The sequence below is a fragment of the Actinomadura graeca genome (assembly GCF_019175365.1).
GTDB lineage: Bacteria > Actinomycetota > Actinomycetes > Streptosporangiales > Streptosporangiaceae > Spirillospora > Spirillospora graeca.
In genome coordinates, this window is sequence record NZ_CP059572.1 from 1,911,372 (window position 1) to 1,924,934 (window position 13,563).

12 protein-coding genes are annotated in these 13,563 nt (G+C 74.6%); 4 read left to right on the forward strand and 8 right to left on the reverse strand.

Annotated elements, in window-relative coordinates; genetic code table 11:
* Window positions 1–154: 154 nt before the first annotated feature.
* Together AGRA3207_RS08815 and ppk2 are read right to left on the reverse strand one after the other, a co-directional pair.
* Window positions 155–1,876 (reverse strand): SulP family inorganic anion transporter, encoded by a 1,722-nt coding sequence (locus AGRA3207_RS08815; protein ID WP_231334067.1) that lies wholly within the window; start codon window positions 1,874–1,876, stop codon window positions 155–157.
* Between the two features lie 42 nt (window positions 1,877–1,918).
* Complete coding sequence (ppk2, locus tag AGRA3207_RS08820) at window positions 1,919–2,731, reverse strand: polyphosphate kinase 2 (protein WP_231334068.1); 813 nt, start codon at window positions 2,729–2,731, stop codon at window positions 1,919–1,921.
* A 331-nt stretch (window positions 2,732–3,062) separates the two neighbouring features.
* Between ppk2 and AGRA3207_RS08825 the strand changes: the two genes are divergently transcribed.
* Window positions 3,063–3,887 carry a DUF6544 family protein gene (locus AGRA3207_RS08825; RefSeq protein WP_231334069.1) on the forward strand — a complete coding sequence of 275 codons (825 nt, stop codon included), beginning with the start codon at window positions 3,063–3,065 and terminating at the stop codon, window positions 3,885–3,887.
* 114 nt (window positions 3,888–4,001) lie between these two features.
* Here AGRA3207_RS08825 and AGRA3207_RS08830 read toward each other — a convergent pair whose 3' ends face one another.
* The 4 genes from AGRA3207_RS08830 to AGRA3207_RS08845 all read right to left on the reverse strand — a co-directional run bounded on the left by AGRA3207_RS08830 (window position 4,002) and on the right by AGRA3207_RS08845 (window position 9,221).
* Complete coding sequence (locus tag AGRA3207_RS08830) at window positions 4,002–5,537, reverse strand: PepSY-associated TM helix domain-containing protein (RefSeq protein WP_231334070.1); 1,536 nt, start codon at window positions 5,535–5,537, stop codon at window positions 4,002–4,004.
* A gap of 203 nt (window positions 5,538–5,740) precedes the next feature.
* Window positions 5,741–6,331: a hypothetical protein gene (locus AGRA3207_RS08835; protein WP_231334071.1), complete on the reverse strand. Its 591-nt coding sequence runs from the start codon at window positions 6,329–6,331 to the stop codon at window positions 5,741–5,743.
* 205 nt (window positions 6,332–6,536) lie between these two features.
* The gene (locus AGRA3207_RS08840; RefSeq protein WP_231334072.1) at window positions 6,537–7,829 is read right to left on the reverse strand and encodes a low temperature requirement protein A; all 1,293 of its coding nucleotides are present in this window, start codon (window positions 7,827–7,829) and stop codon (window positions 6,537–6,539) included.
* A gap of 60 nt (window positions 7,830–7,889) precedes the next feature.
* Window positions 7,890–9,221 carry an alpha/beta fold hydrolase gene (locus tag AGRA3207_RS08845; RefSeq protein ID WP_231334073.1) on the reverse strand — a complete coding sequence of 444 codons (1,332 nt, stop codon included), beginning with the start codon at window positions 9,219–9,221 and terminating at the stop codon, window positions 7,890–7,892.
* Between the two features lie 133 nt (window positions 9,222–9,354).
* On the opposite strand from AGRA3207_RS08845, the gene AGRA3207_RS08850 reads away from it, so the two are divergent.
* Together AGRA3207_RS08850 and AGRA3207_RS08855 are read left to right on the forward strand one after the other, a co-directional pair.
* Window positions 9,355–10,482: a sensor histidine kinase gene (locus tag AGRA3207_RS08850; RefSeq protein WP_231334074.1), complete on the forward strand. Its 1,128-nt coding sequence runs from the start codon at window positions 9,355–9,357 to the stop codon at window positions 10,480–10,482.
* Window positions 10,479–11,141 (forward strand): response regulator transcription factor, encoded by a 663-nt coding sequence (locus tag AGRA3207_RS08855; RefSeq protein WP_231334075.1) that lies wholly within the window; start codon window positions 10,479–10,481, stop codon window positions 11,139–11,141. Before AGRA3207_RS08850 ends, AGRA3207_RS08855 begins: the two co-directional genes overlap by 4 nt.
* Here the strand turns inward: AGRA3207_RS08855 and AGRA3207_RS08860 are convergent.
* Both AGRA3207_RS08860 and AGRA3207_RS08865 read right to left on the reverse strand, forming a co-directional pair.
* Complete coding sequence (locus AGRA3207_RS08860) at window positions 11,138–11,806, reverse strand: CoA transferase subunit B (protein ID WP_231334076.1); 669 nt, start codon at window positions 11,804–11,806, stop codon at window positions 11,138–11,140. The genes AGRA3207_RS08855 and AGRA3207_RS08860 overlap by 4 nt on opposite strands.
* Entirely contained in the window at window positions 11,790–12,578 is a 789-nt protein-coding gene (locus AGRA3207_RS08865; RefSeq protein ID WP_231334077.1) for a CoA transferase subunit A, read from the reverse strand. The genes AGRA3207_RS08860 and AGRA3207_RS08865 overlap by 17 nt, the downstream gene beginning before the upstream one ends.
* 93 nt (window positions 12,579–12,671) lie before the next feature.
* Between AGRA3207_RS08865 and AGRA3207_RS08870 the strand changes: the two genes are divergently transcribed.
* Complete coding sequence (locus AGRA3207_RS08870; RefSeq protein WP_231334078.1) at window positions 12,672–13,562, forward strand: LysR family transcriptional regulator; 891 nt, start codon at window positions 12,672–12,674, stop codon at window positions 13,560–13,562.
* Window position 13,563: the final 1 nt, after the last annotated feature.

Genomic DNA, 13,563 nt, shown 5'->3' on the forward strand with positions numbered 1-13,563 from the left:
GGGCCGCGCAGGGCGGCGAGCAGGGGTTCCGCGGTTCCGAGTGGCCGGAAACGGTCACCGGGCTGCCGGTGCCGCCTCCTTTCGAAAGCGAGGACCCGCTAGTGGGGAGATTCGTGTGCGGCCCGACGCGGAATACACGGCCGGCCTATTTTGGCTACGGGTCCGGGCGCGCGGCTTCGGCGGACGCGCGTCTGAAGGCTTCGACGGCCGTGGGGAGGGTGGGGAAGAGGCGGTCCTCGCCGATCTTGGCGGCGAGGCCGTAGGCGCGGAGGTCGGCGAGGAGGTCCTGCTTCACGCGGGCCAGGGCGAAGGTGATGCCGCGGCCGGTGAGTTCGGCGCGGACCTCCTCCAGCGCGTCCAGGCCGGTGGAGTCCACCTCCGTGATCGCCTCGACGTTGAGGACGAACCACGTCGCGGGGCCGTACCGGTCGGCGGCGGCGAGGGCGCGGCGCCTGAAGTCGTGGGCGTTGGCGAAGAACAGCGGCGAGTCGTAGCGGTAGACGACCAGGCCGCCGATCACCTCGGCGCCGGGGTAGTCGTCCACGTCGTGCATGCCCGCGAGGCCCGGGACGCGTCCGAGGACCGCGTCGTGAGGGCGTGCCACGCGGGCGAGGAGGTCCAGGACGGACAGTCCGACCGCGATGAGGATGCCGTACAGGACGCCGAACGTCAGCACGCCCGCGAGCGCCGCGACGGCCAGGGACAGCTCGCTCCGGCGGAACGCGGCGAGTTTGGCGAAGCCCGCGGTGTCGACGAGCCGGACGGCCGCGTAGATGACGATCGCGCCGAGGGTCGGCATCGGGAACCGGGCCAGCAGGGGATGCAGGAACAGCAGCACGCACACGAGCCCGCCCAGCGCGGCGAGCGAGTACAGCTGGGTGCGGGCGCCCGATGCGACGGCGATCGCGGTGCGGCTGCCGCTGCTGCTGACCGGGAACCCGTGGAACAGTCCCCCGCCGATGTTCGCCGCGCCGAGCGCGAGGAGTTCCCGGTTGCCGTCGATCTCCTCCTTGCGCGCCTCCCCGCGTTCGGCGAACGCCCGCGCGGTCAGGACGTTGTCGGTGTAGCCGACCAGGAGCACGCCCAGGGCGGGGAGCACCAGCTCGGCCGGTTCGAACGGGGAGGGCACCGCGAATCCGGGCAGGCCCGCGGGGACGTCGCCCACGACCGCGATTCCGGCGTCCTCCAGGTCGAACAGCATCACGGCCGCGGTGCCGAGCAGGACGGCCAGCAGCGGCCCCGGCCCCCGCGGGAACCGCCATTGCATCGCGAACAGGAACACCAGGCTGACGGAGGCGAGCAGCACGGTCCCCGCGTGGACGTCGCCGAGCGAGCGGAGGAACGAGGCGATCTCGCGGAGCGTGCCGTCGCCCTCGACGGGGACGCCGGTGGTCCTCGCGAGCTGGCCGACGATCATCACGACGGCGACGCCCGCCATGTAGCCGACGAGGATCGGCCGGGACAGCAGGTCGGCGACGAAGCCGAGCCGCAGGCACCAGGCCCCGATCGCGAGCACGCCGACGACCACGGCCAGCGCGGCGGCCAGCGTCGCGTACGCGCCCGCGTCTCCCCCGGCCAGCGGCGCGACCACCGTCGCCGTCATCAGCGCCGTCGTCGATTCGGGCCCGACCGACAGCCGCCGGGAGGAGCCCAGCAGGGCGTACAGCGTCATCGCCGGGAGCATCGCCCAGAGCCCGGCGACGGGGGCGAGGCCGGCGAGCCCCGCGTACGCCATCACCTGCGGCACCAGATACGCCGCGACCGTCACCCCGGCCGTCACGTCCCGGCGCCACCAGGACCGCCGGTAGCCGCGCAGCCCGGCGACTCCAGGGAACGCCCTGCCGAGCGCTTCCAGCGCCACCGATCCCCGCCTCATCGCACCTCCGGCCCGTGGCGGCCCGACGTCCCGGGAATGCTCTCAGGACGTCAGCGTCGCGGCGTGGTCGGGCACGTAGGACTGCGTCTCCCTCGGCGGGCGCTCGTAGCCCTTGGACGGCGGACGGGGCGGCAGCGTGAGCGCCGGGCGCCGCACCTCCTGGTAGGGGACGGCCGACAGCAGGTGGGCGATCATGTTGATCCGGGCGCGGCGTTTGTCGTCGCTCTCGACGACGTGCCAGGGCGCCTCGGGGATGTCGGTGTGGACGAGCATCTCGTCCTTGGCCCGGGAGTAGTCCTCCCAGCGGGCGATCGACTCCATGTCCATCGGCGACAGCTTCCAGCGCCGCATCGGGTCGTCGAGGCGGGACTGGAACCTGCGGTGCTGCTCGGCGTCGCTGACCGAGAACCAGTACTTCGACAGGAGGATGCCGTCCTCGACCAGGAGCCGTTCGAAGATCGGGCACTGGTGGAGGAAACGCATGTACTCCTGCTTGGAGCAGTAGCCCATGACACGCTCGACGCCTGCCCGGTTGTACCAGCTCCGGTCGAACAGCACGATCTCCCCGGCGGCCGGCAGGTGCTGGACGTACCGCTGGAAGTACCACTCGGTGCGCTGCCGTTCGGTGGGCACGGGCAGCGCGACGATCCGCGCCACGCGCGGGTTGAGGTACTCGGTCACCCGCTTGATGGTGCTCCCCTTGCCCGCGGCGTCGCGTCCCTCGAAGACCACGACGACCCGCGCGCCCTGCGACCGCACCCATTCCTGCAGCTTCACCAGCTCGGCCTGGAGCCGGAAGAGCTCCTTCTCGTAGACCTTCCGCGGCAGCCTGCCGCCCTCGCCCTTACCGCCCATCCCGTGCCTCCCCTACGTGGTGCCGGACCACGCCGACCACAGTACGGCGCGCCCCCGGACGAACATCCGTCCCCCGACGGACATCGCCTCCGCTGTGGCCGTCGCCGGGCGCCTCCCCCTGGGCGCGAGCGATCCTCATATTCAGTCTCCCCAGGTCTGGGCCCTCCGGCGGGCCGAAGGTCCCGAGGTGATCGTCCCCGCTATCAGGGCCTTCGGTGTGCTGTAGGTCGCGGGAGAGAGGGACCAATGACGGTGTCGAAAGGACGAACGGCCTCCTGATCCGCACGGGGGGAGGCGTTTCCCTGGGATCACCGACCGCAGGAAGGATGCCATGAATCGGCGCTCCGCACCGGGCCGCGAGGTGCCGGACGATCTCTGCGTCCCCCAAGGCGCCATGGGGGCGCCGTGGCTGACGAGGGCGGCCCGCCGGGACTGGGCGGAACTGGCCGCCCCCTCAGGGCCGGCGGCACCGTTCGAGCCGGAGATGACGCACGGGCTTCCCGGCCCTGCCCGGCGCTGGCTGAACCACGCGATCCGGCCCGGCACACCGCTGTGCGGGTCCGTGCGCCTGCGCATGCACGGCCGGATCCGGCTCGGTTCCTGGTGGCCGTTCCGGGCCGACCAGATCCTCCGGCCCCCGTCCGGGTTCATCTGGGCCGCGACGGCGCGGATGGCCGGGTTGCCGGTCAGGGGGTTCGACCGCTACAGCGGCGGCAACGCCGAGATGCGGTGGCGGCTGCTCGGAGCGGTCCCGGTCATGTCCGCCACGGGCCCGGACGTCTCCCTCAGCGCGGCCGGGCGGCTGGCGAGCGAGATCGTCCTCGTCCCCGCGGCGGCGTTGTCACCGGCGGTGACCTGGGAGGACGTGGACGACGAGCATGTGATCGCCCGCGTGGGCGTCGCCGGGGAGGGCCATCCGGTCACGCTGGCGGTGGCGCCGTCCGGGGCGCTGACCTCGGTCACGCTGCCCCGCTGGGGCGACCCGGGCAAGGGCCCGTTCGGACGGCACGTCTTCGGGGTGGAGGTCCGGCGCGAGGCGACGTTCGGCGGCTACACCGTCCCCGCGGGTGTCCGCGCGGGCTGGTGGTACGGGACGGAACGCTGGGCCGACGGCGAGTTCATCCGGTTCACCGTGGACCGCGCGGTCCACTTCTGAGAGCGAAAGGCGCGAGGGCCCATAGCGACGGCGGCCCCCCGGCTGACCGCCCGGTCGTCGGCGACGGCCCGGGTGAGAAGTGCTCGGCTCACCCGGGCCCTGTCGTCTCCGGCTTCAGAGGGTCGCCCGTTCCGGCGGCGCCGGGTCTATGTGGGGGCTGCCCGCGGTCCTACGGCGGCGCAGGACGGCGGTCAGGGCGTCGGCCGCCAGGAAGGCGAGCAGGGTGATGCCCAGCAGCGGCACCGCCCAGCCGACCAGCAGGACGGCCGGGACGCCGAGGACCAGCAGCGCGCGCGGGAGCCGCCGCCAGGTTCCGCGAGCGGGCGGGCGTCCGACCAGTGCGCGGCGGTCCTCACGGGTGGGACGCCGCTGCCACCACATCCGGTAACCCCAGAAGATGATCCCCAGCAGGCCCAGTGCGGTGGCCGCGAGCAGGAGCTGGTTCGGCAGGCCGAACAGCCGTCCCATGTGGAACTGGACGCCCAGCGTGGACAGTTTCGCCAGCCACGAATGGTCCGCCCAGGTCACGCGCGCGCCGGTCTGCACCGTTGAGGCGTCGACGGCGATCTGGTCCAGGCGCACCGGCCACCGGTTGTCGACCTGGGCCACGCTCCACAGACTGCCGGTGTCCTTGGGAGGGCTGATCTCGATCGGCCCGGTCAGGCCCTCGCCGCGCGCGATCGCCATCACGAGGTCGACGTCGTCCGCGGGGTCGGCCGTGCCGGTGGGGGCGCCGCCGTCGTGGTGCCCGTGGCCGCCGCCCGGCGCCGGGGTGGTCCCGGCGCGGGCGGTGTCCAGCTCCGGGGCGGTGGCCCGCAGGTGCGACTGGAGGGAGTCGAAGCGGGCCCCGGCGTGGTCGGACCAGGTCAGGCCGGTCGCGCTGAGGAACAGCAGGACCACGCCCAGCCACACGCCGAGGACGGCGTGCCGGCCCCTCGTGCGGCGGACGCCCTTGGCCGAGCCGTCCGGCCAGAGGGCCCGGCGGGCCGGTCCGCGCCCCCGGTAGTGGCGGCGGCGGCCCAGCCACATGAGCAGCCCGCCGCCGACGATGACCCACAACCAGCTGGCGGCCGTCTCCGAGTACAGCCGTCCGGCCGTGCCGAGGTGCAGGCTGCGGTGCATCTCGTCCAGCCAGGTGGTCAGGGGTGTCGATCCGAACCAGGTGGTCAGCTCGCCGCGCACCTTGCCGGTGTAGGGATCGACGTAGACGGTGCGCTGCTTCTCTCCCAGATCGGGCACCGAAAGGACCACGCGCGTCGTGCTGCTCGCGTCCGCGGGCGGGACGACCGTCGCGACCGCGCCTTCCGGATGCGCGGCCCTGGCGGCGCGTACCTGGTCGGCGAGTGCCAGGGATCTGCCGCCCACCCGGGCGACTTGCAACTCGTCCCGGTACACGAGGGCGTCGAGCTGAGGGGTGAACGCGTAGGCCAGGCCGGTCAGGGCGGCCAGGGCCAGGAAGGGGGCCACGAACACGCCGGCGTAGAAGTGCAGCCGCCGCACCAGCGGCCACACCTCCCGTCCGGCGGCCCGCGGTCCGTCCGCGACGACGGCGGCCGTCGCGGTCGCCGAGGGCGGGCCGGTGTGCTGGGTGTCGTCCGCCGGAGGACCGGATTCGGACGTCGGAGGATCGGACTCGGAAGTCGTGGACATGCAGGCTCCAAGGCGTGACGCCAGGCTGGTACGGCGCATGCCACGCGGCGGGGTCGCCGCACCGGCCGGGGGATTCGAGGCGCTCGCACCGCGTTCGGGTGAGAGCGAGGTGGCCTCAACTCAGCACCGGACGCGCGTCCTGCGATGAAGGGGGCGGCTCCGGCACTGGAAGCTCCGCTCGGATCGGCGACGCTCAGAGGGCGTCAGCCGAGAGCGGCGGCACTCCCCGGGGGCCCGCGCCTGGCCAAGGCGTATCGCAGGAGGACGGTACGGAATGGCCTTCCAGCCCTGCGCCTCGGGCACGTGGGCCGGGCCGGGCCGTGCACGGGGACCGTCCAGATCCGGGCGAACGGCCGCAGCGCCCAGCGGGCCAGCCGGCGCATCTGGCCGCAGAGCCTTGCCTCACCGCACTCCAGCCACCACGAGGTGACCAGCACGGCCACGGCGTGCATGAGCAGCATGCCCGTCCCGGACGAGCCGCCATGCGCGCCGGCCATCGCCATCGTCGCCTCACCGGCCGGCCCGGTGTGCGGCATCGTGTGGCCCGCGGACGCCTGCGACAGCACGACGTGGAGGACCACCTGGCAGACCGCGACCGCGGGAAGGATCGTGGCGATCGTGCGTTCCCTGCGGGTCAGCGCCAGCGCCGGCGCGAGCACCGCCAGGAAACCGGCGATCAGCGCGAGCCGGTGGACGTGACCGCCCCCGGCGAGGTGACCACCGGCCGCGAGAACGGCACAGGTGGCGGCGAAGCTCGCCGCACGCACCCACCGCACCGCCGACCACAGCCCCATGAGGGTCAGAGCCTTTCACAGCCGTTCGCCACGGACCGCACCATCCGCGCCGCCGCACGCCCGCGCCTGCGGACGTCACTCAGGTGGTACGCACCCGGGCCCGGAACCGTTCGAATCGATGCTCAGGCCGGACCGTCACCGCCGTCGTGCTGCTCCTCACCGTCCGCGGCGGCGATTCCCACGACGATCGCGGTCACCGGGCCGGTCACGGCGTCGGGGGGTGCTCGGCCGCCGCGACGATGTCGTCCAGCATCCGCCGCTGGTGGCGGTGGCCGACCGTCTCGTAGCCGACCACCGTGACGTACGGGGCGAGCATCACCACGAGGAGGCACACCGCGGGCGTGACACCGGCCGCCGCCAGCAGGACCGCCGCCGCCAGCACCGCGAGGGTGGCCGAGATCAGCAGGAGGTGGAACCGGTCCGTCACGGACAGCAGCAGCGTGTGCAGCAGGTAGACCATCAGCAGGTAGAGGCCGACCGGGAGGGCGAGGGACAGCACCACCGCGACCTCGCCGATCCGCGCGTGGTGCTCCAGCCGCAGGCCGGCCACGTGCAGGCCGGCGCCCGCGCCGGCGATCCCGATGAAGAGCGGGATGTGCCCGTAGCCGAAGAGGTATCCGCGGCCCCGGCGATGGACCAGGACGTCGCCGAACGGGGTGGAGAAGTACACCCACCACATGCCGAACGTCAGGCCGACGCCCGCGACGACGATGGCGGCGGCGTTCCACGTCCAGTCCGTCCCGGCCTCGCCGCCGAGGAGGTCGCCGGAGGAGGCGACGGTGCCGACGACGCCCTCGCCCAGGGTGATGATCGCGAAGAGGCCGTACCGTTCCGCGACGTGGTGCGGGTGCCAGGGCGTGCCGCCCGCGCCGCCCTGGGTCAGCACCGGCAGCAGCAGCTCCAGCGCCCCGAACACCGCGAACCCGGCGAACACGGCCGGCAGCGGCAGGTGCGCGAAGCCCACCACGATCCAGCCGACCTGCGCGATCACCGTCCAGCGGATGTTCGCCATCCCGACGTCGTGGAACGAGGGCGACTGCCGGGCCGCGCGCCACCACTGCGACACCATCGCGACCCGCATCACGACATAGCCGATCACCATCCCCCGCAGTTCGAGGTGCCCGCCCTCCTCGACCGAGTGGAACATCGCGGGCAGCCCGAGCGAGAACACCACGACGCCCGTCATCTGGACCATCGTCAGCGCCCGGTAGAGCCAGTCGTCGGTGCCGAACGCGGAGGCGAACCAGCTGAAGCTGATCCACGCCACGCTGATCGCGAACATCGCGAGCACGAACGCGGTGAGCGCCTGCGCCACGTGCCCGCCGGCGAGCATCTCGGCGAAGCGGGACGCCGCGGTGCCCACGGCGACCACGAAGGTCAGGTCGAACAGCAGCTCCAGCGGCGTGGCGACACGGCCCCGCTCCTCCGGGTCCCGGCCGGTCATCGGCACCAGGCGGTGCGCCGCGCCGCGCCTGCCGGCGCCCTCTGAGTCGCTCATCCCGGAAATGATGCCGCATGCGGACGCGGGCCCGGCCGTTCACCTGGGCGGATCCGCGCGTCAGCGTCCCGCGGGCGGCGGGGCGGCCCGGCCGGTGTACGGGGCCAGCGGCAGCGGGCGCCCGGTGAGGAACGCGACCACGGCGGAGCGGTAGAGGACGGGCTGCTCGGCGTCGATCACGTGCCCGGCGTCCGGGACCTGGACCAGCACGGCGCCGGGGATCGTGTCCCGGTACTCGCGGGCGATCTCCCACCGCTTGTACTCGCACTGCCCGCGCAGGATCAGCGCCGGGACCGCGGCGCGGCGCAGGACGGGCCGCGGGTCGGGGACCCTGAGGGCGTCGTCCGAGGTCATCTGGTTGGAGTAGAAGCCCGAGCGCGACACGGCCTCGTGGAGCGGCCGGCCCGGACGGCAGGTCGCCGCGGACCCCACCGACGACAGCAGCTCGTCGAAGAGCGGATCGACCTCCTCGTCGGGCAGCAGCGCGTGCGCGGCGCGCGGGTTCACGGCCATGAGCAGCGACCACGCGACCAGCTGGGGACGGTTCTCCAGGTCGTCCATGCGCGCGCGCTGGGCCGGGGTGAGCCGGTCCCAGATCTCCCCCTCGCCGGACTTCTCCCATTCGGGCGCCCACAGGGCACCGGGTGAGGTGAACACCGTCCGGGCGACGCGGTCCGGGTGCGCGGCGAGGTAGGCGGCGGCGAGCGTGGCGCCCCACGAGCCGCCCGCGAGGACGAGCCGTCCCGCGCCGATGCGCCCCCGGATCGCCTCCAGGTCGGCGACCTGCCGGGCGACGGTGTAGCCCGCGGGGTCGTCCAGCCGCTGGGAGCGCCCGGACCCGAGCTGGTCGTAGGTGTAGACGTCGAAGCCCGCCGCGGCCAGCGCGCGGTCGAGGTCGTCCGGGCCGGCGCCGGGGGTGCCGGGGCCGCCGTGCAACCGGACGACCGGGTCAGGACGGCGCCGCCCCTGCGCCGGGGTGAGGGTGTAGGCGATGCGCGAGCCGGTGGAGAGCCGCCAGTAGCGGGTGTCCTGGGCGGGCAGCGGGGCCGCGGTGACGCCGAGGGGCCTGAACACCAGCAGGCCGCCCGCGATCGCGGTGATCCCGGCCATGCACGCGGCGGCCAGTGCCGCGAGGAGCCCGCGGCGGCGCGCGCGGGCGAGCCGTCCGCCCAGGTGCGCGGCGGCGCCGGAGACGAGCGCGGCCGCGGCCAGGGCGGTCGCCGCGCACGTGGCGAGCGACGCGGTGGCCGCGGCGGTGAGGAGGAATGCGGTGGCCGCGGCGGGCGGCGCGAGCAGCGCACCGGTGAGGACCAGCGCCCCGCCACCGAGTCCGCGGGGCAGCGGGGTCCGCCGCGGAGGGGGCGGCTTCGGGGAATTCAGGGTCGATGTCATGCGGCGACGCTAGGAACGGCGGAGCGGCGCGGTCGTCGCCCGGGCGGGACGCGGCCCGTCCCCCCACGGGAGGACGGTCCGTCCACCGGCGGGACGATTCCGCAGGTCGCGGGCGTTCCGTACGCTGACGGCCATGGATGCTCGCTGGTGGCGCCCGGACCGGCCCGCCGACCGCCGGTGGCACTGGGTGGCGCTGGACGTGTTCGTCGCCTACGTCTCGGCGACCATCGCCATCGGGGACTCCGACGCCACCGCGTCGGCGTTCCACGGGCCGCCCGCCGTCCGGGCCGCCGCCGTGGTGTGGTTCGCGGCCATCTCCGGGCGCCGGTTCGCGCCCGCGACCGCGCTGTGGGCGTCGGCGGCGGCCACCGCCGCGACGGCCCTCACCGGGCACCCGCTCACGAACCTGTCGGCGGCGTCCGCGCTGGCCCTGACGATGGTCGCGCAGACCCGGCCCCGCCCGCGTGCCGCGGCGGCCGCCGCCCTGCCCGTCGCGGCGGCGCTCACGGCGCTCGCGGCGGAGGGCGGCGGGGCCCTGGTGCTCGGCGCGGTCCTGCACGGCGGCGCGCTGCTGGCGGGCGACGCGGCCCGGTCGCGCCGGGAGGCGGCCGCCGCGCTGCGGGCGCACGAGGCCGGGCGCGCCGCGGCGCTGCGGCGGCGCGCGCTCGCCGACGAGCGCGCCCGGATGGCCCGGGAACTGCACGACGCCGTCGGGCACGCGGTCACGGTGATGGTCACCCACGCCGGTGCGGCCCGCCTGTCGCTCGGCGGCGGGCACGAGGACGTGCGCCGCTCGCTGGGGAGCATCGAGCAGGTCGGGCGCGCCGCCCTCGGCGACCTCGACCGGGTCCTCGGCCTGCTCGGCGACACCGGGCCGCCGGACCTGGTGGCGGCGCTGCGCGGGCTGGTCTCCGGGCTCCCGCCGGGCCTGCGCGCCGACCTCGTCGTCGACGGCGACCTGCCCCCGGTCGGGGAGCCCGCGGCCCAGACACTGCACCGCATCGTCCAGGAGTCGCTCACCAACGTCGTCCGGCACGCCTCCGCCGCAACGGTGCGGGTGCAGGTGTCCCGCGACGGGGAGGACGTGCGGGTCACCGTCACCGACGACGGCACCGCCGTGCCCGGCCCGCCCGGACGCGGGCTCGCCGGGATGCGCGAGCGCGCCGGGCGGCTCGGCGGGACCTGCCGGGCGGGCCCCGGCCCGGACGGCGGCTGGCGGGTCGAGGCACGCGTCCCCCCGGCCACGCGGGCCGTCACGTGATCCGGGTCCTGCTGGCCGACGACGAGGAGCTGATGCGCGGCGGCCTGCGCATGATGCTCCAGACGCAGCCCGACATCACCGTGGTCGGGGAGGCGTCCGACGGCGCGCAGGCCGTCCGGTCCACCGCCGCGCTCGCGCCGGACGTGGTCGTGATGGACGTCCGGATGCCCGTCCTGGACGGCGTCGCCGCCACCGCCGGGATCACCGCCCGGCATCCGGCGTCCCGCGTCCTGGTGCTGACGACGTTCGAGCTGGACGAGTACGTCTTCGCCGCCGTCCGGGCCGGGGCGGCCGGGTTCCTGCTCAAGCGCACCCCGCCGGAGACGCTGATCGAGGGCGTCCGGACGATCGCCTCGGGCGAGGGGCTGCTCGGCCCGTCGGTGACCCGGCGGCTGCTCGCCGAGTTCGCCCGCGCCTCGCCCGCCCCGCCGGACGCGGCGGCGCGGCGGCGCCTGGACCGCCTCACCGGCCGCGAGCACGAGGTGCTGCTGCTGATGGCGCGCGGCCTGTCCAACGCCGAGATCTCCGTCCGCCTGCACGTCGGGGAGGCGACCACCAAGACGCACGTGGGCCGGATCCTGGCCAAGCTCGGGCTGCGCGACCGGATCCACGCCGTCGTCTTCGCCTTCGACAACGGCCTCGTCCGCCCCCGCGGCTAGTGCGCCTCCAGGGGCTCGGTGGCAGTGGACCGCCGGACGCCCGCCAGAGGCGCCCCGGTCGCGTCGGCGACGTCCTCGGGCGTCACGCCCGGGGCGGTCTCGACGAGCACCAGGCCGTCTGGGCCGATGTCCACGACGGCCAGGTCGGTGATCACGCGGGTCACCACGGCGCGGCCGGTCAGGGGCATCGTGCAGGCCGGGACGAGCTTGGGGGACCCGTCCTTCGCGCGGTGCTCCATCAGGACGATGACGCGGCGGGCCCCGTGGACGAGGTCCATCGCGCCGCCCATGCCCTTGACCATCCGGCCGGGGATCATCCAGTTGGCCAGGTCACCGGAGGCGGAGACCTGCATCGCGCCGAGCACGGCGACGTCGATGTGGCCGCCGCGGATCATCGCGAAGCTGGTCGGCGAGTCGAAGAAGCTGGCGCCCGGGAGGGTGGTGACGGTCTCCTTGCCCGCGTTGATCAGGTCGGGGTCCACCTCGTCCTCCCAGGGCGAGGGGCCGGTGCCGAGGATCCCGTTCTCGGCGTGCAGGACGATCCCGTGGCCGTCCGGCAGGAAGTTGGGGATGAGGGTCGGCAGCCCGATGCCGAGGTTGACGTACTGGCCGTCGCCCAGCTCCCGCGCGGCGCGCGCGGCCATCTGCTCATGGGACCACGGCATGGGCGTCCTCCTCCGGACGGGTGCGGACGGTCCGCTTCTCGATGGACTTCCGGGCCGCCTGCTCGGGGGTGAGCGGAACGACGCGGTCGACGAACACCCCGGGGAGGTGGACCTCGTCCGGCCCGATCTCCCCGGGTTCGACGAGCCGCTCGGCCTCCAGGACGGTCAGGCGCCCGGCCATCGCCGCGGCGGGGTTGAAGTTGCGGGCGGCGGCGTGGAACACGGCGTTGCCGTGCCGGTCGGCGCGGGCCGCCCGGACCAGCGCGACGTCGGTGACGATGCCCTCTTCGAGGACCATCTCCCGCCCGCCGAAGACCCGCGTCTCCTTCGGGCGCGAGGTGGCCGCGGGGGTGCCGTCCGGGTGGTAGCGGAGCGGGAGCCCGCCCTCGGCGACGAGCGTGCCGACGCCGGCGGGGGTGTAGAAGGCGCCGATCCCGGCGCCGCCCGCGCGCAGCCGCTCGGCGAGGGTGCCCTGCGGGGTCAGCTCGACCTCCAGCTCACCGGCGAGGAACTGCCGGCCGAACTCGCGGTTCTCGCCGATGTAGGAGGCGATGACCCGGACGATCCGGCGGCGCTCCAGCAGCAGGCCGAGACCGACGCCGTCGACGCCGCAGTTGTTCGACACGATCGTCAGCCGGTCCGCGCCCTGGTCGAGGAGCGCCTCGATGAGGAACCGCGGGATGCCCGCGAGCCCGAAGCCGCCGACCGCGATGCTCGCGCCGGGCGCGATGTCGGCGACCGCCTCGGCCGCGGTCGCGATCACCTTGTCCATACGGCCGACCCTAGACCGCGCGATTCATATGTTCCAATATCAATAGGTCGGCTCAGTGATAGGCAAACGGTCTGAATGAGAGGGGTGGCGGGCATGGAGCTGCGGCGCCTGCGGTACTTCGTCGCCGTCGCGGACGAGGGCCACTTCGGGCGGGCGGCCGAGCGGCTGCACATCGCGCAGCCGCCGCTGTCCCTGCAGATCAAGAAGCTGGAGGGGGAAGTCGGGGTGACGCTGCTCGACCGGTCGACCCGGCGGGTGGCGCTCACCCCCGCCGGGGAGCGGTTCCTCGCGCGCGCCAAGGCGATTTTGGCCGCGGTGGACGAGGCGCGGGCCGAGGCCGTCCGGGTCGCGGCGGGCGAGGCGGGCCGGGTGTCGATCGGCTTCATCGGCACGGCGACCTACGCGGTGCTGCCCGCCCTGGCCCGCAGGCTGCGCGCCGACCTCCCGGACGTCGAACTGGACCTCAAGGGCGAGATGCTGACCCCCGACCAGGTCGACGCGCTGCACGACGGCAGGCTGGACCTGGCCGTGGTGCGCACGCCGATCCCCGACACCGAGCTGGACGTGCGCCCGCTGCGGCGGGAACGGCTGATCGTCGCGCTCCCCCGGGACCATCCGCTCGCCGCCGGCGGGGAGGTCGATCTCCGGAACCTGCGCGAGGAGCAGTTCCTGAGCTACCCGTCCCGGCACCGGTCGGTGATCCGGGACGCGGTGCTCGACGCGTGCCGCCGCGCGGGCTACCGCCCTCGGCTGGTCCAGGAGGTGGCGGAGACCTCGACGCTGCTGGTCTTCGTCGCCGCCGGGCTCGGGGTCGCCCTGGTGCCCGACTCGGTGCGCCTGCTGTCCCTGCCCGGCGTCGCGTTCCGGCCGCTCGCCGGGGACCGGGTGGACGTGGGGCTGGCCGTCGCCACGCTGCCCGGGGAGCCGTCACCGCTGGTCGCGAGGGTCAGGGCCGCGCTGCTGGACATGTATCCCGGAGGGTGAG

Excerpts from the sequence above, each read along its gene's own strand:
- AGRA3207_RS08815 (WP_231334067.1), bottom strand. The coding sequence starts at position 1,876 with ATGAGGCGGGGATCGGTGGCGCTGGAAGCGCTCGGCAGGGCGTTCCCT.
- ppk2 (WP_231334068.1), bottom strand. The coding sequence starts at position 2,731 with ATGGGCGGTAAGGGCGAGGGCGGCAGGCTGCCGCGGAAGGTCTACGAG.
- AGRA3207_RS08825 (WP_231334069.1), top strand. The coding sequence starts at position 3,063 with ATGAATCGGCGCTCCGCACCGGGCCGCGAGGTGCCGGACGATCTCTGC.
- AGRA3207_RS08830 (WP_231334070.1), bottom strand. The coding sequence starts at position 5,537 with ATGTCCACGACTTCCGAGTCCGATCCTCCGACGTCCGAATCCGGTCCT.
- AGRA3207_RS08835 (WP_231334071.1), bottom strand. The coding sequence starts at position 6,331 with ATGGGGCTGTGGTCGGCGGTGCGGTGGGTGCGTGCGGCGAGCTTCGCC.
- AGRA3207_RS08840 (WP_231334072.1), bottom strand. The coding sequence starts at position 7,829 with ATGAGCGACTCAGAGGGCGCCGGCAGGCGCGGCGCGGCGCACCGCCTG.
- AGRA3207_RS08845 (WP_231334073.1), bottom strand. The coding sequence starts at position 9,221 with ATGACATCGACCCTGAATTCCCCGAAGCCGCCCCCTCCGCGGCGGACC.
- AGRA3207_RS08850 (WP_231334074.1), top strand. The coding sequence starts at position 9,355 with ATGGATGCTCGCTGGTGGCGCCCGGACCGGCCCGCCGACCGCCGGTGG.
- AGRA3207_RS08860 (WP_231334076.1), bottom strand. The coding sequence starts at position 11,806 with ATGCCGTGGTCCCATGAGCAGATGGCCGCGCGCGCCGCGCGGGAGCTG.
- AGRA3207_RS08865 (WP_231334077.1), bottom strand. The coding sequence starts at position 12,578 with ATGGACAAGGTGATCGCGACCGCGGCCGAGGCGGTCGCCGACATCGCG.
- AGRA3207_RS08870 (WP_231334078.1), top strand. The coding sequence starts at position 12,672 with ATGGAGCTGCGGCGCCTGCGGTACTTCGTCGCCGTCGCGGACGAGGGC.